Here is an 18,092-nt window from a genome sequence, read left to right on the forward strand (position 1 = left end):
CGCGATGGGCGACGCCCCCGGCCGGGATCCCGGCAAGGACGCCGAGGCCGAGTCCGTCCGGCGCATGAAGCGCTCGGCGACGATCTCCCTGGTGCTGGTCGCCGGGGCGGGGGCGGCGGCCTTCGGGCTCGCCCGCCTCGATTCCTCGCAGCGCGAGGAGGACGCGCTGGTTTACGGTAATGTCGGTGCCTGCATCGCCGAGGGCCTGCGCAAGCCCGAGGATTGCACCGCCGCCGAGGCGGCGGCGCGCCGGGCCTACGCGGCGACCGCGCCGCGCTACGAGACCCTGGCCGATTGCGAGCGCCACCACGGACCCGGCGGCTGCGTGCCGGGCGCGACGGTGACAGCGGAGGCGCAGGATCGCTCCCTGCCGGCGATGGCCGGCTTCATGCTGGGACCGGAGGGGCAGGACCTGCCGGCCCAGCCGCTCTACGCCCACGCCCCCGAGGAGGAGCGGGAGGCGCAGGGTGGCGCCCATGGCGGGCACGGGTTCGGCTACTGCACCGGCACGGGTGCCCGGATCGTGCCGGTCTCCGGCTCCTCGCGGGTCCACGTCCCGACGACGGTCGCCCGCGCCCCGGCGACGACCCCGCGGCTGATCGCCCGCGGCGGCTTCGGCGGCACCGGGCGGGCGGTGGCCGCCGCGGGCGGGCATGGGACCGGCCACGCCGGCGGATCCGGCGGCTGATGCGCCGCGTGGCGACGCCCGAGCGGCCCGACTGGCGCGCGCACGCGGCGCGTGCCGGCTTCCACTTCCACTCCTTCGACGGCGCGCCCTACTGGGACGAAAGCGCCTACTACGCCTTCGGCCTCGCCGAGATCGAGGAGGAGATCGAGGCGCCGAGCCGGGCCCTGCACGACCTCTGCCTCGCCTTCGCGGCCCGCGCGGTCGAGGACGAGCGGATCCTCGCCTCGCTGCGGATCCCCGGGCATGCCTGGGACGCGATCCGGGCGAGCTGGCGCCGGGGCGATCCGGCACTCTACGGCCGGCTCGACCTCTCCTACGGCGGCACCGGGCCGGCCAAGCTCCTCGAATACAACGCCGACACGCCGACCGCCCTCTACGAGAGCGCGGTGTTCCAGTGGCTCTGGCTCGAGGACGGGCTCGCCCGCGGCCGCCTGCCGGTGGGGTCCGACCAGTTCAACGCCCTGCACGAGCGGCTGGTCGCGCGGCTCGCCGCCATCGGGCGCCGGCTCGGCACGTCGAGCCTCGCCTTCACGTGCTTCGCCGACGCGCCCGAGGATCGCGGCACGGTGGCCTACCTGCAGGATTGCGCCCTCCAGGCGGGCCTCGCCGCCCCGTTCCTGCCGGTCGAGGCGATCGGGCTCGACGGGCGCCGGTTCGTCGACGAGGCCGGGGGCCCGATCGACGCCCTGTTCAAGCTCTATCCGTGGGAATGGATCTTCGCCGATCCGTTCGGCCGGGCGGTCGGCGCCGCGCCGACGCGCTTCGTCGAGCCGCCCTGGAAGGCGGTGCTCTCGAACAAGGGGCTCCTCGCCCATCTCTGGGCGATGGCGCCGGGCCACCCGAACCTGCTGCCGGCCTATTTCGAGGAGGACCCGGACAAGGCCGCCCTCGGCGCGAGCTTCGTGAAGAAGCCGCTCTACGCCCGGGAGGGCGCCAACGTGCTGATCGTGCGCGACAGCGCGGTGGCGGCCCGGGCCGAGGGGCCCTACGGAGCCGAGGGCTTCGTTCGCCAGGGCCTCGCGCCCCTGCCGCGCTTCGAGGGGCGCCACGTCCTCGTCGGCAGCTGGATCGTCGGCGACGAACCCGCCGGCCTGTGCCTGCGCGAGGCCGACGGGCTCATCACCACCGACCGCGCCCGCTTCGTGCCGCACGTCATCGATCCGTGACCCAGAGCATTTTCCGACGAAGTGGATGCCGGTTCGTTGCAGAAAACGCGGCAAAATCAGAGGCTTGGAGAGCTTCGCGATCGCAGCGCCTGGGTACACGACACTGACGTGAACCCGCGATGATTGTCTCTCCCACTCGCAACCTCATCCTGAGGTGTTAGTCGATCAAAGATCGACTGACCTCGAAGGAGGGCTCCAGAAATCGCGGCGATTTCTGGAGCCCTCCTTCGAGGCTCACTGCGTTCGCACCTCAGGATGAGGTTGCGGGTGGAAAAGCCTTAATGCCCAAAAGCTTCACGCCCGTGTCGTGGACCATGTCGCAGCGCGATCGTGACGTGCTCCAGGTCACGGCCCGCAGCCGCAGCTCCCGCACCCCTCGGCCGGGCAGAGCGCGCCGCAGGACGGCACGCCCGGCAGGCGCTGGCGCAGGCAGCAGGTGCGCCGCCGCCGTCCCCCTGGCGCCCCGCACAGGGCCTGGGCGAGAGGGTGGAGGCGCGGGCACGGCGTCCCGCACCAGCCGAGGCAGGTCGCGACCTCGGGGCAGGCCATCGTCTCGGGCTCGCCGAGCTCGCGCGCGACGTGGTCGAGGATCACCGCGGCGTTGCCCCAGATCACCCGGGGGGCGATGCCGCATTGCGCCCGGCACAGCTCGACGAAGGGCCGCAGGTGGTCCTCGACCAGGCCGGCGAGCCCGCCGGCGCAGCACGGCGCCGGGCCGGGCCGGACCAGGAAGCGGGCCGGGCGGCCGGCCGCGTCGAGCTCGAGGTTCGTCGTCGCGAAGGCGAGCGGCAGCGGCCGGCGCAGGCGCACCAGGGCAGTCAGCACCGGGGTCGCGAGCGGCGCGAGGTAGAACTGGCTCCAGTACGAGACCAGCGCCCGCCGGTCGGTCGTGCCGGGCGCGACCCCGAGCCCGGCCTCGAAGGCCGACAGCGTCGCGTTAAACACTGCGGGATCGTGGAGCGCGGTGAGCGGCGTCCCCCCGGTGCCGTCGGCCACGCCCCCGCGATAGGTCTCCAGGGAGGCGGGCACGTGCGGCGCGACCTCGCCGATCATCGGATCCGCTCCCGGTCGGCCCGCAGGGTGCGGGCGATGGTCATGGCGAGCCAGGCGAGGGCCGCGGCGTAGAGCGGCAGCGTGGCGGCGAAGTAGCCCGGCCAGCCGGCCCAGCCGGCGAGCGCCGGGGCGGCGACGCGCAGGGGCATCGCCGCGAAGAAGGCGGCGCCGAACAAGAGCGCGTAGTCGGTGGCCGGCCGCGGCCCCTCCGACCAGCGGTAGATCATGTTGAACACCGGCACCCCGAGGAAGCCGCCGAAGACGAAGTTGAGGATCGTGGCGGCCACCGCCAGCCCCTCGGAGCGCAGGAGGCAGGCCGCCGCCATCAGCCCGCCGGCCGCCAGCACCCCGGCGCCGCCGAGGACGACCAGCCGCACGGTGCCGAACCGGGCCGCGAGGCCCCCGGCCATCAGCGCCATCACGAGGTTGACCGCCGGCAGGACGGTGCCGGTGAGGAGGCCGACCCGGGTGAGCGGCACCCCGAGATCGAGGAGCGCGAGGGTGTTCGGCCCCCCGATGAGGTAGGCCGCCGCGAAATAGGCGCCGAGCGCCGCGATCCGCCCGGCGAGCGCCCGCAGGCGCGCGAGCGACCCCGCGTGCCGCTCCCGGCTGCCGCCGGCACCCTGCAGCCGCGCTTCCGGATAGGCGAGGATCGGCAGGAGGCAGAGCGCGTCGAGGAGCGCGCAGGCCAGCACCGCCGCCCGCCAGCCGAGGACGTCGTAGGAGCCGACCAGCACGCCGACCCCGAGGATGCCGCCCAGCGACGCGCCGCAGAGCTTGGCCGAGGCGACGAAGGCCCGCCGCTCCGCCGGCACCGTCTCGACGACGAGGGCCTCCAGGGCGATGTCCATGGTGGCGACGCAGGCGCAGGCCGCGACCGCGAGCGCCAGCAGCACCCCGAGCGGCCAGTGCTCGCCGAGGCTCAAGGCCGCCAGCAGACCCACCGTGAGCCCTTGCGCCGCCACGATCCAGCCGAGGCGCCGGCCGAGGAACGGCAGCCGCACCCGGTCGAGCAGGACCGCCCACAGGAAGGTCAGCCCGACCGGCAGGTTGATGAGCTGCAGGAGCCCGACACCCGCGAGGTCGAGCCCGCGCGCCCGCAGGATCAGCGGCGCCCCGCCCGACAGGAAGCCGAGCGTGGCCCCGAAGGTCACGTACAGGCAGAAGAACGGGGCGAGCGGGCGCAGGGCCGCGAGGGTGCCCCGGGCCTCGCGGACCGCGAGGGAGTGCGTCACCGGAGGACGGCCACGATGCGCGCGGTCCCGGTGCGGCCGTACTTTGGAATCACACTAATTCTTATTTGGTTGCAGTGACTTGCAGCTTACGGGCGTGCGTCCTGCGCCGCAAGGGCGGCCGAACCGGGCGCGGTGCCGCGGACCGGCCGGGGCGCGGCGCGCCGCATCGGAGGCGGGGCCGGCGCCGTTCGACCCCCCGGACGGTCGGATCCCGAAGGGTGCTTTGGCCGAAGTCCGGGAGGCGCTCGTTCTGGGCGATCCTGAAATCGGAGCGGCGGGCCACCGCCGTGACGAGCGGGGGCCCGCCCAGGTGCGCGGGTGTGCCTGCGGCCGCTCAGCGTGAGGGCGATGCCGCCCGTGCCGCCGACGATCGAGTTGGCGCCGGGGCTACCGGCGCCCCGCACGGCGACCGCATGGGGTCATCGTTCGGATTGCCGCTCGACGGTGGGTACCCGCAGGCCGGAGGGCTTGAGAGGACGCGGTCCCCACCCCCGAGGGCGACGCAGGACCCGCGATCGACGGCACCGAGCGGGAGACGGGGCGGACGGATCGGGCCATCGCCGATCCGATGTGATCCGCCGGCATCCGCGTAGGGTGGGCGGGAGCCCGATCCGGGGTAATCCCCCGGGTCCGGCCCTCCGCCGCACCGGCCGGCTCACGCCGCCTGGATGTTGCCCAGGAAGGTGTCGACCTCCTGCTTGACGGTGAGCGACTGAACGGCGAGCTCGGCGGCTGCCGCGAGCACCTGGGCGGCCGCGCTGCCGGTCTCGCCGGAGGAGGCCAGCACCCGGGCGACATTGGCCGACACGTCCTGGGTTCCGCGCGCCGCCTCGCCGGCATTGCGCGAGATCTCGGTCGTCGCCGCTGTCTGCTGGGTGACCGTCGTGGCGATCGTGCCGGAGATTTCGTGAATCGCCCCGATCGTCGTCCCGATCCGCCGGATCGCTTCCGCCGCCCGGGCGCTCGCGCCCTGGATCGCCGCGATCTGCCCGGAGATCTCCTCGGTCGCCCGAGCGGTCTGGCCGGCCAGCGTCTTCACCTCGGCGGCCACCACGGCGAAGCCGCGTCCCGCCTCCCCGGCCCGCGCCGCCTCGATCGTGGCGTTGAGCGCGAGCAGGTTGGTCTGGCCCGCGATCGACGCGATCGTCGTCACCGCCGCCCCGATCTGGTCCGCGGCCTCGCCCAGCGCCGCCATCGCTCCGCCGGTCGCCTCCGCCTCGTGGGCGGCGTGGGCGGCGACCTCGTTGGAGCGCAGCACCTGACGCTCGATCTCCCGGAGGGACGCGACCATCTCCTCGGCGGCGGCCGCGACCGTCTGGACGTTGACGGAGGTCTCCTCCGCCGCGGCGCTCGAGGCGAGGGCCTGCCCGTTGGTGCCGTCGGCGACCTGCGTCATCACCCGGGCCGTCGAGTCGAGCTCGGTCGCGGCGGAGGTCACGATCTCGAGCGATTGAGCGACCTTGCGCTGGAAGTCGCGCACCAGTCCGTCCACCCGATCGGCCCGGCGCTGACGCGCCGATTGCTCGGCGACGTTCTGGCTCTCGAGCTCGCGGCGGGCCAGCGCGTTGGCCTTGAACACGTCGAGGGCCCGCGCCAGGGCGCCGATCTCGTCCCGGCGCTCGCGGCCCTCGACCGCGACGGCGAGATCTCCGGCGGCGATCGCCTGGACGGAGCGGTCGAGCGTCAGCAGCGGCCGGCTGATCGAGCGGCCGAGCCACAGGGCCGCGGCCACGCCGAGGGCGAGGGCGAGGACCGAGACGAGCGCGCCCACGGTCTGGCTCTGCGCCACCGCCTGCTGCGCGGACTGGATCTGGCCGTTGCGCTGCTCGAGCATCCGGGTGCGCAGGCGCGCCGCTGCCGTGCTGGCCTCGCCGGCCGCCCGGATCCACGTCGCCACGTTCCGGTCGAAGGCCTGGGCGGCGGTCGCGGCGGCGTCGCTCGTCGTCAGCAGCCGCTCGACCGCGGCCGGGAGACCCGACGCCAGATCCCGTGCCGTCGCCCCGGCCGGCGGACCGGCCTTGAGCTCCGCCATGCCGCGCCGGACGCGCTCCTGCTCGGCGGCCAGGATATCGGCCTCTCCGGCATTGGGCCGCTGAGCGTAGCGGCGGGCCGAGGCCGCGAGCGACTGCACCGCCTGCTGGAGCCGCAGGGCGACGTCGCTCGACGGATCGGCGGCGGCGGCCATCTGGGTCGTCAGGGTGTTGGTGAAGTTGGTCAGCCGGGCCGTCGCCGCGGTCAGGCCCCCCAGGCCGGCTTCCCGTTGGCGCGTGCTGGAGACGATCTCGTTGAAGCTCGTCTCGAGGGAGGCGATCTCGCGCTTCAGCGCCGCGGCGTCGCCGCCGATCAGCGCCTCGACGCGCTCGACGCGCTCGCCCAGGGCCTTGTAGGCGCCGCGCGCCGCCACGAGCTCGGCGCCGCCGGGCGCGCGCAGGTAGCGGGTTGCCTGCAGCTCGACATCGGCGACGCCGTTGGCGAACTCGGACAGGGCATCCGACGCCCCGGCTGCAGACGCGACCTCCGACACGGCACCGCCGAGGCGGTGCAGGCCGAGGCCGTTGAAGGCGGTGATTCCGCACAGCAGCAGCAGGACGAGGCCGAAGCCGAGGTTGATGCGGCTTCCGATGGGCCTGTCGGCCACGCGGGCGAGGAGGGAGGGCATGGCGGGATATTCCGATGGTCGGAGAGGGGCTGATCGGGCATGGTCCGTCGCACCGGACGGACACGGTTGGATGCGCAGCGGGGCGCCCCCTCGCCGGGAGAGCGCCGGGCGACCCGGACGGGGGTGGGCTCCGACGACCCCGAGCGCTGCTCTAGGTCTTTGGTCTTGCCGCGTTTTCCATCGACGAACCGGCATCCGGGTCGTCGATGGAAAACGCTCTAGCTGCGGACGGCGCGAATCGCCTCGAGCAACGGCTTGCCGTATTCGGTCTCGAACTGGGCGTCGGCGCCCCGGATCGCCGTCGTGAAAGCGGCGCGGTCGATGTCGGCGATTACCGTCATGCCGCGCTTGCCCAGCTCGGCGGTCAGGCGCGCCTCGTTGCGGTCGCCCGTCTCCCGGGCGGCCTGGGTCGCGGCGCGGGCCGCGGCGCGAACCATCGTCCGCCCGTCCTCCGAGAGCAGGTCGTAGGCCTGTCGCGACATGATCAGCATCGCGGCCGAGTAGATGTGGCCGGTCAGGCTGAGATAGCGCTGCACCCGATCGAAATTGGCGCCCGCGATGTTGCCGAGGGGATTCTCCTGGCCCTGGAACTCGCCCGCGCTGAGCGCGCCATAGAGATCCGGGAACGGCAGAGGTTTCGCATCGGCGCCGAGCGCCTTGAATCCGGTGATCATCGCGACGGACTGGGGGACGCGGATCTTCAGGCCGGCGAGATCCTTCGGGGACCGGACGGGAACCGATGCGGTCGTCAGGTGGCGCAGGCCGTTCTCGCTCCAGGCGAGGCCGACGAGGCCGCCGGACTCGACTTCCGTGAGGGCCTTCTGCCCGACCGGGCCGTCGAGGACCGCCCGCGCGTGGGCGACGTCGCGGAACAGGAAGGGGATGTCGAACGCGCCGAGCTTCGGGGCGACCATCGCGAAGCCGACGCTCGACACGATGGAGAGCTCCAGGGCGTTCTTCGCGACGTCCTGCGTCGTCTCCAGCTCGCCTCCGGAAACGCCCGCCGGATAGATCTCGACCCGCAGGCGGCCGCCGGACGAGGCCGCGACCCGCTCGGCGAAGACCGTGGCGCCCTGACCCGTCTGCGAGGCGAGGGCGTTGGTGATGACGAGCCGCATGACCTTGGCTCGCCCGGTGGCCCGAGCCGGCTTCGGCAGGCCGAGTGTCGACAGGGCTGCGCCGCAGCCGGCGAGGACATGCCTGCGGTTGATCACGTTCAACTTCCCCCAGCGTGGCTTCGGATCTCGGCCACCGAGCCGACACTTGTGACGCTAACGCAAGGTTAGTAAAAAAACACTTGAGGGCGCGGCCTCTGCCAATCTCAGGTCGGATCGGACCAGTTTTTGCAAGTCTCGGAGCTGTTCGGTGCGCCGCCATCGATCCGGCACGGCCGCGAAACTTCTCGACGGCGCCTCATGTCGCCTGCTTCGGACATGTCGGGTGCCGACCCCACGTTTCGACAAGCAGTCATGACTGATGGTGCGACGCAATTTTAAATTGAATAAATGCTTGTTTAGATTGAATAAATGCTTGGCCGCGCGCAATTCATGCCATGCGCTGCACATGTCGCGCCGTCCGGAGTCGCGCGGCGGCGCATGAAGCCGCCGTCGACCTCGATCGTCGCTCCGGTAATGAAGCCTGCGTCGTCCGGGTCCGTCACTGCGACCGAAGCGCCGCGCTCGGCCAGCCGGCGAGCGATGGACGAGCCGACCCCAGGCACGGACGTTAGGCTGGATCGGCCGGTGGGATGGCCCGCTGCGCGAGCGCGCCGGCCGCCTCGACAAGACGGGACTTGAAGACGGGACTTTGAAGACGGGACTTGCCCCGCCGCGTCACGGCGCCGGATCGGCCCGGAACCGCGACGCCCCGTCGTCGGGTTCCCGGCAGCGGCAGGCCGTCCGGCCCGCCGTCGTGGCGGGGTCCGTCGCGCCGTCGGCGAGAAGCCCGGCGAGCAGCGCCTCCAGTTCCGCCATCCGGTAGGGCTTCTGCATCACCGGGGCGGCCTGGTAGGCCGGGTCGACGCCCCGGCGGCCGTAGCCGGTGGCGAACAGGAACGGCACGCCGGTCTGGCGCAACAGGTCGGCGACCGGGTAGCTGCGGGCCTCGCCGAGGTTGACGTCGAGCACCGCGAGGTCGAAGGGCTGGGTCCGGGCCTGGGCGAGGGCCTGCTCGAGGCGCATCGCCACCACCACCTCGCAGCCGAGGTCGAGCAGCATGTCCTCGGCCATCATGGCGACGAGGCTCTCGTCCTCCACCAGCAGGACCCGGCAGCCGGGCAGCCCGCTCATCGCAACGCCCCGCCCGCCGGGTCGCGTCCCCGGACGAGGGCCTGGCCGTCCCAGCCCGGGGGCGTCAGCGGGATCCGCATGCGGCAGATGACGCCCCCGGGCGCGTAGGCGATCTCGGTGCTGCCGCCGAATTCCAGCGGCACCTGGCGCTCGACCAGCCGCGAGCCGAAGCCCCGGCGGGCCGGCGGCGCGACCGCGGGGCCGCCGGCCTCGCGCCAGTCGAGATCGAGGCGCTGGCGCCCGTCCTCGCCGTCGGCGAGCGCCCAGCCCACGACGACGCGGCCCTCCGGGACCGACAGGGCCCCATGCTGCAGGGCGTTGGCGGCCAGCTCGTGCAGCGCCATGCCGAGGCTCACCGCGACCTTCGGGTGCAGGCGGGCGTCGGGCCCGTCGAGGTGGAGCCGGTCGGCGGGCAGCGGGCCGAGCACCCGCTCGATCACGCCGCGCAGGCTGGCGCTCTCCCAGTTGTCCGCCACCAGCACGTCGTGGGCGGTGGAGAGCGCGGAGAGCCGCGCCTCGAACAGGTCGCGGGCCGCACCCTCGGCGCGACCGCGAAAGGTCTGCGCGGCGATCGACTGCACGGTGGCGAGCGTGTTCTTCACCCGGTGGTTCAGTTCGTCGATGAGCAGGCGCTGGCGCTCCGCCGCGGCCTTCTCCTCGCTGATGTCGCGCACCTCGATGATGGTGCCGATGACCTGGGCGGCGTCGTCCCGGATCGGGCTCGCGGTGAAGCCGACGGGATAGAAACGACCGTCGCGGTGGACGAAGACCTCCTCGCCGCGCTCCTGGTTGTTCTCCGGGAAGGCGCGGTCGATGGCGCATTCGTGCAGCGGGAAGGGGCGCCCGTCCGGGTAGGTGTGGTGCACGATGTCGTGCAGCGGGCAGTCCCGCGCCAGCACCTCGGCGAGGGTCCAGCCGGTCAGCTGCTCGGCCGCACGGTTCATGTAGACGCAGTGCTGGCGGTCATCCATCAGGAAGATCGACACCGAGGCGTTGTCGAGCACGGCGTTGAGGCGGCGCTCGGTCTCGAACAGCTGGCCGCTGCGCCGCAGGCTCGGCAGCGCTGCCGCCGCGGCGGCCGGCGATCGCAGCGGCTGGCGCGCATCCGTCACAAGCCCCACCCCTCGTCGCGCCGGCCGGGGAAACCCGGCAACGGCCCTGAAGCTAGGGCAGCCCCGGCCCGCGGCAATTCGTCGGCGGCCGTCACCCGGCATCCCGCAGCCGCGTGCCGGCCTCGCCGTAGCCGAGCGCCGCCGCCGCCCGGTTGGCGATGCCGCGGCTCACGGTCACCCATTCGAGGTCGTTGATCGCCTTGACCAGTGCCTCGCGCGCGGGCGCGTCCGCTTCATCCGGGGCGGCCTTGCCGAAGGCGGCCTCGGCGAGGGTCACGGCGGCGATCAGCACCCGGTCGCGGCCGTCTTCGATGCGCGGATCGCGCTCGACATGGCCGCGCACGTCCTCGTCGAAGCGCTTGACCACCGCCCAGGGCAGCGCCTCGGCGCTGCAGCCCTCCGGATAGGCCCGGGCGATGGCGCGCGCGCCGGCGGCGGCCTCCCGGACGAGTGCGACGAGCGTGGCGGCCATGGCGGCTCCGTTGACAGGCGTGGCGAAGCGGAAACCCGCGAGCGGGCCCGCGGGTCCGCCCCTACCGCGCCAGCTGCCCCTCGGCCGCGGCCTTCGCCATCGCCTCGGCATCGGCCGGCAGCAGCGTGCGCTCCGCCACCATGCGGGCGGCGGCCGCCCGCACGGCCGCCGCGTAGGCGCCCGCCTCCGGGTAGCGCTCCTCCAGGGACGGCCGCGGGTCGTCGGGGGCTCGCGCGGCCTTCGTCGCCGCGAAGGGCAGCACGCCGCCCTTCTGGTTGCACAGGGTCGCGGCGGCGCTGCCGCGGGTCGGGTTCCAGGCGGTGTAGGTCGCCCGCGGCGCCTCGATCAGCGGCAGCCGGATGCCCGCCAGGGTGTTGCCGTCCGGGTCGACCTTCGGCAGCAGCAGCGGGTAGGTGGCGCGCACCACCGGCGGGTCGCCGGGGCCCGCCCCGGGCTCGACCCACTGGGCCGGATTGTAGAGGCCGGTATAGGGCAGGCCGGGGATCGGCGGGTAGAGATGCCCCGGGGCGCCGAGCGTGCCGTCGGCCCGCGAGGGGTAGCGGCTCGCCGGTGGCGCCACCCCGTCGGCGATCCAGGATTCGAGGGCGACGAGGAGCGCCCGCGACGCCGCCCCGGCATGGACCGGGCTCACCGGCAGGGCGCAGCCCGGGTCGCTCGCGGTCTTCGCGTCGGGCGCGGCGAAGTGCGGCGCGCCGGTGACCATGTAGACCCGGACCTCCGACGGCTGGGCGAGGTCGGCGCCGCGCGTGTCGGTGGTCACCAGCGCCCCGCGGGAGCCCCACAGCTCGTACTCGCTGTCGACATGCATCAGGCGCGGGCAGGTGCTGGTGATCCGGCAGCGCAGGAACAGGCCGTCGCGCCGGCCCGTCAGCGCGTCGGTCGTCGTCGCGTAGGCGAAGGGGAACTGGTCGGCCGGGTAGTAGCGGTCGAGATGCGGCCCGGGGTTGCGGCCGGGCTGGGCGAAGCGGGCATTGGTGAAGCTGCGCCGGCTGCCGGCGATGTGCGGCATCATCCCGTCGAACACCATCCGGCCGCTCTCGTCCTCGTTCATGCCGAGATAGAGCAGGTCGCGCAGCACCCGGCCCGATTGCGAGATGCCGAAGCCGACCGCCCGGTCGACGGTGCTGCGCCCGTCCGCGGCGAGCGGGTTCCGGTCGCTCGCGTCGTGGTGCAGGAAGGTCGCGACGTCCCGGATCGCCGCGAGGCCGAGGCCCGTCACCGCCGGGTCGCGGGCGGTGTAGATCAGCTCGTAGAGGGCGCTCCCGTCGAAGCCCTCGGGCCGGGTGATCGCGATGCGGGTCGGGCCGACGAACCGGAACGACAGGCCGGGGGGCGTCGCGCGCGGGTCCTCGGGCCGCGCCCGCACGGTGAGGCGCGCCTTCGACGGGTCGAGGTCGGCGGCCGGCCAGGTCAGCGGCGCCTCGACCGGCGAGGTCGTGTTCTCGAAGCTCCACTCCTCGCGGGACGGCCCGGTGACCCCGGCCAGCACCGGCAGGCGGATGCCCATGGGAGCGCCCGCCTCGCCGTTCCCGGGCGCGATGTCGCCCTGCCAGCCGATCCAGGCCAGGGTGTAGCCCCGCGACAGCAGGAAGCCCCGGCCGGCATCCTCCGCCCGGTCGAGCCGGCCCGACGCCTCGGTCGAGGTGCCCTCGACCAGCGGGCCGATCAGCTTGCGGCCGCGATTGGGGATCTCGACGAGGAGCAGACCGTTCGGCCGCTCGGGCCGCAGCAGCACCACGTCGGCGGTCGCCTCGACCTTGCCGTCCGGGTTGCGGGGCGCGAGCGCGATGTCGGCGATGACCGCGTTGTGCGGGTCGGCGGGATCGAGCGCGATGGTCGCCCGCCCGGTGATCTTCCGGGCCTGGCCGCGCTCGCCGAAGGCGCGGCCCTGGAAGGCCGGCGCCTCGGTGGCGACGGTCTCGAACCGCGTCACCTCGGCGGCGGCCGGGCCGGCGGCGAGGCCGCCCCCGAGAAGCGCCACGGTCGCGGCGCGCTTGATCCCCGTCATCACGGTCTCCCCCTCGCGGCGCCTCGTCCCGGGCGCCTGCCCGGCGAGCGTAGCGGCGGGAGGCGCCGCTGTGAACCGTGTCAGGGCTTGCTCCCGCGGCGCGTTCAGGCGGTCCCCGCCAGCACGGCCTCGAGGTAGTGCCGCGCGAAGCCCGGCATCCGGGCGGGATCGAGATCCGCTTTCCTGCGCACGGCGACGATGCCCGACAGTTCCGGCTCCGCCTCGGCGGCGAGGTGGGCGGCGATCCGCGCCCGCACCGGCGCCTCGTCCTCGGCGAGCGGCACCGGGCGCAGGAGCGCCATCAGGCCGCCATCGCGCACCACGATCCAGCCCGGATCCGGCCCCTCCGGGGCGACGAGGCCGGTCTCCTCCCGCAATTCGCGCAGCGCGCTCGCCGCGAGGTCGACCCGGCCGTCGGGGGCGATGTCGGTCGGGTCCGGGGTGCCGCAGGGGAAGTAGACCCGCCCGGCGGCGGCGGTGTGCGGGCCCATCTCGCCGAGCAGGAAGGCGCCGTCCCGGGTGCGCGGCACCGCCGCCGCGAAGACGTTGAGGACGTCCCCGTCCGGGAACCCCCAGTCCTTGAGGGCCAGGAGGGCGGCGAACTCGGCCTCGAACAGGTCGAGGTCCAGAACCCCGTCGGCGAGCGTCCAGCGGCGCAGCAGCAGCACGGTGCCGTTGAACATCGCCGGGCGGGCCGCCCGGCGGTGCTCCCAATGCGCCGCGATGGCCGCCCGGTTGTCGCGGGCCCAGGCCCAGTCGTGCGCGACCACCCGGGCCGCGACCGCGCGGGCCGGCGTGAGCGTGACGCCGGTCACAGGTGCAGCACGCCCTCGGAGACCAGGACGGCGCCGCCGCCGATCTCCGCCGCCCGCAGGGCGCCGTCCTCGATCGTGAGCTGGAGCAGGATCTCGCTCGGCCGGCCCATCTCGACCCCTTGCGCGATGCGGAGGTCGTGCGTGCCGCTCCCCAGGGGCTCGAACTGCATCAGGGCGCCGGCGAAGGCCGCCACCGCCCCGCCGGTCGCCGGGTCCTCGACGATGCCGGCGGCGGGCGCGAACATCCGGGCCCGGAAGCTGTGGGCGGGATCCCCGGTCTCGCCGGTATAGAGAAACACCTTGGCGCCGGGCCCGAGGGCCTCGGTCAGGGAGGCGGCGCTCGCCCGCGCCCGCCCGAGGGCGTCGAGGTTCTGCACCGGCACGAGGTGGAACGGCGTACCGGCGCTGTAGCGGCTCGGCCGGTGGCGGGCGAATCCGATCTCGGCGGGCGACAGGCCGAGCGCCCCGGCGAGCGCCGTGGCGTCCGGCTCCTCGCCCCAGCTCTCCGGCAGGCGCGGCAGGCGGAAGCGCGCCCGGCCGCGGCCCTCGCCGGCCTCGACCACGCAGGGCACCACCCCGACCTCTTCCTCGAGCCCGAACGCCACCGCGTCGGCGACCTCCGCCCGCGTGTCACCGAGGGCGAGCAGCACCGCGGTCCCGACGGTCGGGTGGCCGGCGAAGGCGAGTTCCTGGGTGGGCGTGAAGATCCGCAACCGCGCCCGGTGCCGGCTCTCGGCCGGCGGCATCACGAACACCGTCTCCGACAGGTTGAACTCCCGGGCGATGGCCTGCATCGCGGCCTCGTCCAGCCCCTCGGCGTCGAGCACCACGGCGAGCGGGTTGCCGGCGAGCGCGGTCTCGGTGAACACGTCCAGGGTGGCGTAGCGGCGTGCGGGCATTGGACCATCCATCCGTCGGGCGGCATGGCGCGAGGCAGCACGGATCGGGGGGAGGGCGCAAGGGCCGGGACCCGAGAGGAGGTTTACGGCAGTTTCGCGAATCCGTCGTAGCGATCTTCCGCCGGGGCGCCCGGCGATCGGTGCGGGCGTTTCACCCGGGGGCGCCGAGGTGCCGGCCGGTCCTTCCTCGGGAGACGGTTCAAGGGTCTTGCCCAAAAGGGTCTTGCCCAAGCCGTTTCGCCGCGCGCTTGACCGTCTCGTTGATCCGGGTCTGCCAGCCCGGGCCGGTGGCCCTGAAGGCCGCGAGGGCGTCGGGGTCGAGCCGCAGCGTGACCTGCACGAGCCGGCCCGGCGATTTGGGCCGCCCGCGCTTCATGAGCGCGGCGAACACGTCGGGCGGCAACACCTCGTGGGCGGGCCGCAGGCGACCGAGTTCCTCGTCCGTCATCTCGCGGGCATCCGGATCCGCTTTCATGCGGGCTTGCAGCTCTGCCTCCTCGGCGTCGCTCAGCATCGGGACCGTTCGCTTACCCGGCTTGTGCGGCATAGGCTCTCCTCTCGCGGTTGCTGGCGGTCCGCAGGCTGATGGCTGAGATGGCTTCCGTACCGAGGAGCGAGAAGGCGAGCGTCACGAGCTTGCCGTCGAGATAGCCGGTCGCGATGTATCGAGCGCCGCCGGATCTGCCGCTGTAGCTCTCGCTGATCGCCGCGGTGTCCCACTCGAAACGATCGCGCGCATCGGCGAAATCGAGTCCGTGGCCGGCAGGAGGAGCCTGGCGGTTCCTCTCTCGCTTTGGTTCGTCCCAGACCATTCTCACCTATTTTTTGTAACTCTCGAAAATAAAGGTGGCAAGGTGAAACGCCGCCCCCGGATGGTGTAGGCGTGCGGGACGATCCGCCGGAGCGCCCTACCATGCCCCACGCCCTCACCCCCGAGACCGGCGCCCGCTTCGCCGCGCTCACCCTCGGCCACGTCACCCGGGAATACCCCAACAAGCCCGACCACACCCTGGCGGGTCCCGAGGACGCGCGCACGCCCGCCGCCCTGCACCCGGTGTTCCACGGCAGCTTCGACTGGCATTCCTGCGTCCACGGCTACTGGCTGCTCGCCCGGGTGCTGCGGCTCTTCCCCGAGGGACCGCAGGCCCCCGCGATCCGCGCCCTGTTCGACCGGCAGCTGACGCCCGAGAAGGTCGCGGGCGAGTGCGCCTACCTGGAGGCCCCGACCGCGCGGGGCTTCAAGCGGCCCTACGGCTGGGCCTGGGCGCTGAAGCTCGCCGACGAGCTGGCGCGCCTGCCCGATCCGCGCTGGGCGCGGGCGCTCGCCCCGATGGCGGAGATCGTCGCCCGGCGCTTCCGGGACTTCCTGCCGCTCTCGCCCTACCCGGTGCGGGTCGGCACCCATTTCAACACCGCCTTCGGGCTGCGCATGGCGGCGGATTACGCGGACGGGACCGGGGACACGGCGCTGACCGACCTCCTGCGCGCCACCGCCCTGCGCTGGTACGGCGAGGATGCCGACTGCCCGGCCTGGGGCGAGCCGAGCGGCGACGACTTCCTGTCCTCCGCACTGATCGAGGCCGAGTGCCTGCGCCGCCTGCTGCCGGCCGACGCGTTCGGGCCGTGGTTCGACCGCTTCCTGCCGAACCTCGCCGAGCGCCGGCCCGAGACCCTGTTTCGGCCGGCCACCGTCACCGACCGCAGCGACGGCAAGATCGCCCATCTCGACGGGCTCAACCTCAGCCGGGCCTGGTGCCTGCGGGCGCTCGCCGGCGCGCTCACCGACGGGGATCCGCGGGGCCCAGTCCTGCGCGAGGCGGCCGAGGGGCACCTCGCCGCGGCGCTGCCGCACCTCGCCGACGACTACATGGGCGAGCACTGGCTCGCGAGCTTCGCGCTCCTGGCGCTGGAGGCGTGATCGCTCACACCGCCTCGACCGGGAAGGTGCGGCTCGGGGCCACGAACTCCTCCTGCGCCGCCACCGTCAGGATCTCGCGGGCGCCGGCCTCCTCGGTGCGCCGCAGGAGGCCGAAGATCGAAGCGGCGGAGGCGCCGAGCGCCTCGCCGGCCGAGCGGGTGCGGGCGTAGTGCACCAGGAACAGGGCCGCGGTGGCGTCGCCCGCGCCGTTGACGCCGAGCGAGAGCCGCGGGGTGCGCAGGCGCCAGAACCGTCCGCCCTCGCCGGCCAGCATGTCGATGCTGTCCCCGGGCGTCTCCTCGGTGTGGAGCGAGGTCACCAGCACCACCTTGGGGCCGCTCGCCTGCACGGCGGCGACGGCGGCCTTCGCGTCGGCCAGCGTCCGGGTCTCGATGCCGCTGAGGTAGTCGAGCTCGAACTGGTTGGGGGTGATGATGTCGGCCGCCGGCACGGCGTGGTCGCGCATGAATTCCGGGATGCCGGGCCGCACGAACACGCCGCGGCCGACATCGCCGATCACCGGGTCGCAGCAATAGAGGGCCGCGGGGTTGGCCGCCCGCACCCGCTCGACCGCCCGGAGGATCGCCGTGCCGATATCGGCCGAGCCCATGTAGCCCGACAGCACGCCGTCGCAGGTCGGCAGCACCCCGCGCTCGGCGATGCCCTCGACCAGCTCCTCGATCGCCGGCCCGTCGAACACCCGGCCGCGCCAGGCGCCGTAGCCGGTGTGGTTGGAGAACTGCACCGTGTGCACGGCCCAGACCTCGACCCCGAGGCGCTGCATCGGGAAGACCGCCGAGGCGTTGCCGACATGGCCGTAGGCGACGTGGGACTGGATCGACAGGACGTTCATCGCGACGCGGGATCCTCGCAGGGGCGCCCTCGGCCGGGGCCGGGGCGCGAGGCCCGCACGATCCCCGGATCGGGCCCTCCTGGCAACCGCCCCGAGCGGGGGGATTTACCCGGCGCTCACCGCGCCGGATCGATACGGCCCCGCGGGGCGGAACGTCCTCGTGGACTCGCGACTTGTCCCCGCTGCCCGCCACCCCAAGGTCAAGGTTCACGATGGACTTCGAGAGCTTGCGCACCACGGTGCTCGATTTCGTGCGCGACCACCAGGCCTGGGCGCCGGTGATCACCGGGATCATCGCCTTCTGCGAATCCCTGGCGGTGCTCTCGCTCCTGGTGCCGGCGACCGTGATCCTGATCGGCATCGGGGCGCTGATCGGCTCGGGCGCGATCCCGTTCCTGCCGGTGATGGTGGGCGCGGCGATCGGGGCGATCCTGGGGGACTGGGTCTCCTACGAGGTCGGCCGCTACTACAAGGACGGCGCCAAGCGGATGTGGCCGCTCAGCCGCTACCCCGAGATGGTGCAGAAGGGCGAAGCGTTCTGCCAGCGTTGGGGCGCCTGGGCGATCGTCGTCGGCCGCTTCATCGGCCCGGCCCGGGCGGTGGTGCCGCTCATCGCCGGCGTGGCCCTGCTGCCGCGGCTGCCGTTCTGGCTCGCCAACGTCTCCTCGGCCTTCCTGTGGGCCTTCGTCTGGCTCGCCCCGGGCGCCGGGCTGATCGACTGGCTGCGGCGCGCCTGACGCAGGAGACGGCGACACCGGAGGATGGATCCCGCTTGCAACGACCTTGCCGATCGTCCGGACGATGACTCGGGGCATGCGGATCGCCACATCGATTCTTAGGAGACATCGCCCAAGCTGCGTCCGAGGATGAGCGAGAGAGACGTCCCGGCGACCGGAGATGTACGG

Annotated in this window: 17 protein-coding genes; 4 read left to right on the forward strand and 13 right to left on the reverse strand. The window is 73.6% G+C overall.

The genetic code is table 11. The features are described 5' to 3' along the window. Positions 1-4 precede the first annotated feature (4 nt). The gene (locus BMX97_RS02650) at positions 5-688 is read left to right on the forward strand and encodes a DUF1190 domain-containing protein (protein WP_091745179.1); all 684 of its coding nucleotides are present in this window, start codon (positions 5-7) and stop codon (positions 686-688) included. Further along, the gene (locus BMX97_RS02655) at positions 688-1,854 is read left to right on the forward strand and encodes a glutathionylspermidine synthase family protein (protein WP_091745181.1); all 1,167 of its coding nucleotides are present in this window, start codon (positions 688-690) and stop codon (positions 1,852-1,854) included. Before BMX97_RS02650 ends, BMX97_RS02655 begins: the two co-directional genes overlap by 1 nt. A gap of 345 nt (positions 1,855-2,199) precedes the next feature. Here the strand turns inward: BMX97_RS02655 and fhuF are convergent, their stop codons facing one another. The 12 genes from fhuF to BMX97_RS02715 form a co-directional block, all read right to left on the reverse strand. Further along, entirely contained in the window at positions 2,200-2,907 is a 708-nt protein-coding gene (gene fhuF / locus BMX97_RS02660) for a siderophore-iron reductase FhuF (RefSeq protein ID WP_091745183.1), read from the reverse strand. Then, positions 2,904-4,142 carry an MFS transporter gene (locus BMX97_RS02665; protein WP_091745185.1) on the reverse strand — a complete coding sequence of 413 codons (1,239 nt, stop codon included), beginning with the start codon at positions 4,140-4,142 and terminating at the stop codon, positions 2,904-2,906. Before BMX97_RS02665 ends, fhuF begins: the two co-directional genes overlap by 4 nt. A 655-nt stretch (positions 4,143-4,797) precedes the next feature. After that, positions 4,798-6,801, reverse strand: a complete 2,004-nt coding sequence (locus BMX97_RS02670; RefSeq protein WP_244538248.1) for a methyl-accepting chemotaxis protein — start codon at positions 6,799-6,801, stop codon at positions 4,798-4,800. A gap of 218 nt (positions 6,802-7,019) precedes the next feature. After that, positions 7,020-8,015 carry a TRAP transporter substrate-binding protein gene (locus tag BMX97_RS02675; RefSeq protein WP_143074547.1) on the reverse strand — a complete coding sequence of 332 codons (996 nt, stop codon included), beginning with the start codon at positions 8,013-8,015 and terminating at the stop codon, positions 7,020-7,022. 618 nt (positions 8,016-8,633) lie between these two features. Continuing rightward, complete coding sequence (locus BMX97_RS02680; RefSeq protein ID WP_091745189.1) at positions 8,634-9,089, reverse strand: response regulator; 456 nt, start codon at positions 9,087-9,089, stop codon at positions 8,634-8,636. Then, entirely contained in the window at positions 9,086-10,201 is a 1,116-nt protein-coding gene (locus tag BMX97_RS02685) for a sensor histidine kinase (RefSeq protein ID WP_244538249.1), read from the reverse strand. Before BMX97_RS02685 ends, BMX97_RS02680 begins: the two co-directional genes overlap by 4 nt. A gap of 91 nt (positions 10,202-10,292) precedes the next feature. Next, the gene (locus BMX97_RS02690; protein ID WP_091745193.1) at positions 10,293-10,673 is read right to left on the reverse strand and encodes a hypothetical protein; all 381 of its coding nucleotides are present in this window, start codon (positions 10,671-10,673) and stop codon (positions 10,293-10,295) included. 61 nt (positions 10,674-10,734) lie between these two features. Then, positions 10,735-12,702, reverse strand: coding sequence for an alpha/beta hydrolase domain-containing protein (locus BMX97_RS02695; protein ID WP_091745194.1), 1,968 nt, complete (start codon positions 12,700-12,702; stop codon positions 10,735-10,737). A 104-nt stretch (positions 12,703-12,806) separates the two neighbouring features. Continuing rightward, positions 12,807-13,517 carry an NUDIX hydrolase gene (locus tag BMX97_RS02700; protein ID WP_091745196.1) on the reverse strand — a complete coding sequence of 237 codons (711 nt, stop codon included), beginning with the start codon at positions 13,515-13,517 and terminating at the stop codon, positions 12,807-12,809. Continuing rightward, entirely contained in the window at positions 13,514-14,416 is a 903-nt protein-coding gene (locus tag BMX97_RS02705) for a PhzF family phenazine biosynthesis protein (protein WP_091745198.1), read from the reverse strand. Before BMX97_RS02705 ends, BMX97_RS02700 begins: the two co-directional genes overlap by 4 nt. Before the next feature lie 199 nt (positions 14,417-14,615). Continuing rightward, positions 14,616-14,930: a BrnA antitoxin family protein gene (locus BMX97_RS02710; RefSeq protein ID WP_244538250.1), complete on the reverse strand. Its 315-nt coding sequence runs from the start codon at positions 14,928-14,930 to the stop codon at positions 14,616-14,618. Between the two features lie 13 nt (positions 14,931-14,943). Next, positions 14,944-15,228 carry a BrnT family toxin gene (locus BMX97_RS02715; protein WP_091745202.1) on the reverse strand — a complete coding sequence of 95 codons (285 nt, stop codon included), beginning with the start codon at positions 15,226-15,228 and terminating at the stop codon, positions 14,944-14,946. A 101-nt stretch (positions 15,229-15,329) separates the two neighbouring features. Between BMX97_RS02715 and BMX97_RS02720 the strand changes: the two genes are divergently transcribed. After that, the gene (locus BMX97_RS02720) at positions 15,330-16,334 is read left to right on the forward strand and encodes a DUF2891 domain-containing protein (protein WP_091745204.1); all 1,005 of its coding nucleotides are present in this window, start codon (positions 15,330-15,332) and stop codon (positions 16,332-16,334) included. A gap of 4 nt (positions 16,335-16,338) precedes the next feature. Here BMX97_RS02720 and pdxY read toward each other — a convergent pair whose 3' ends face one another. Continuing rightward, the gene (gene pdxY / locus BMX97_RS02725) at positions 16,339-17,187 is read right to left on the reverse strand and encodes a pyridoxal kinase PdxY (protein WP_091745206.1); all 849 of its coding nucleotides are present in this window, start codon (positions 17,185-17,187) and stop codon (positions 16,339-16,341) included. A gap of 212 nt (positions 17,188-17,399) precedes the next feature. On the opposite strand from pdxY, the gene BMX97_RS02730 reads away from it, so the two are divergent. Beyond that, positions 17,400-17,924 carry a DedA family protein gene (locus tag BMX97_RS02730; protein ID WP_091745208.1) on the forward strand — a complete coding sequence of 175 codons (525 nt, stop codon included), beginning with the start codon at positions 17,400-17,402 and terminating at the stop codon, positions 17,922-17,924. Positions 17,925-18,092: the final 168 nt, after the last annotated feature.

It is taken from the genome of Methylobacterium sp. ap11, from assembly GCF_900110515.1.
GTDB classification, from domain to species: Bacteria; Pseudomonadota; Alphaproteobacteria; order Rhizobiales; family Beijerinckiaceae; genus Methylobacterium; species Methylobacterium ajmalii.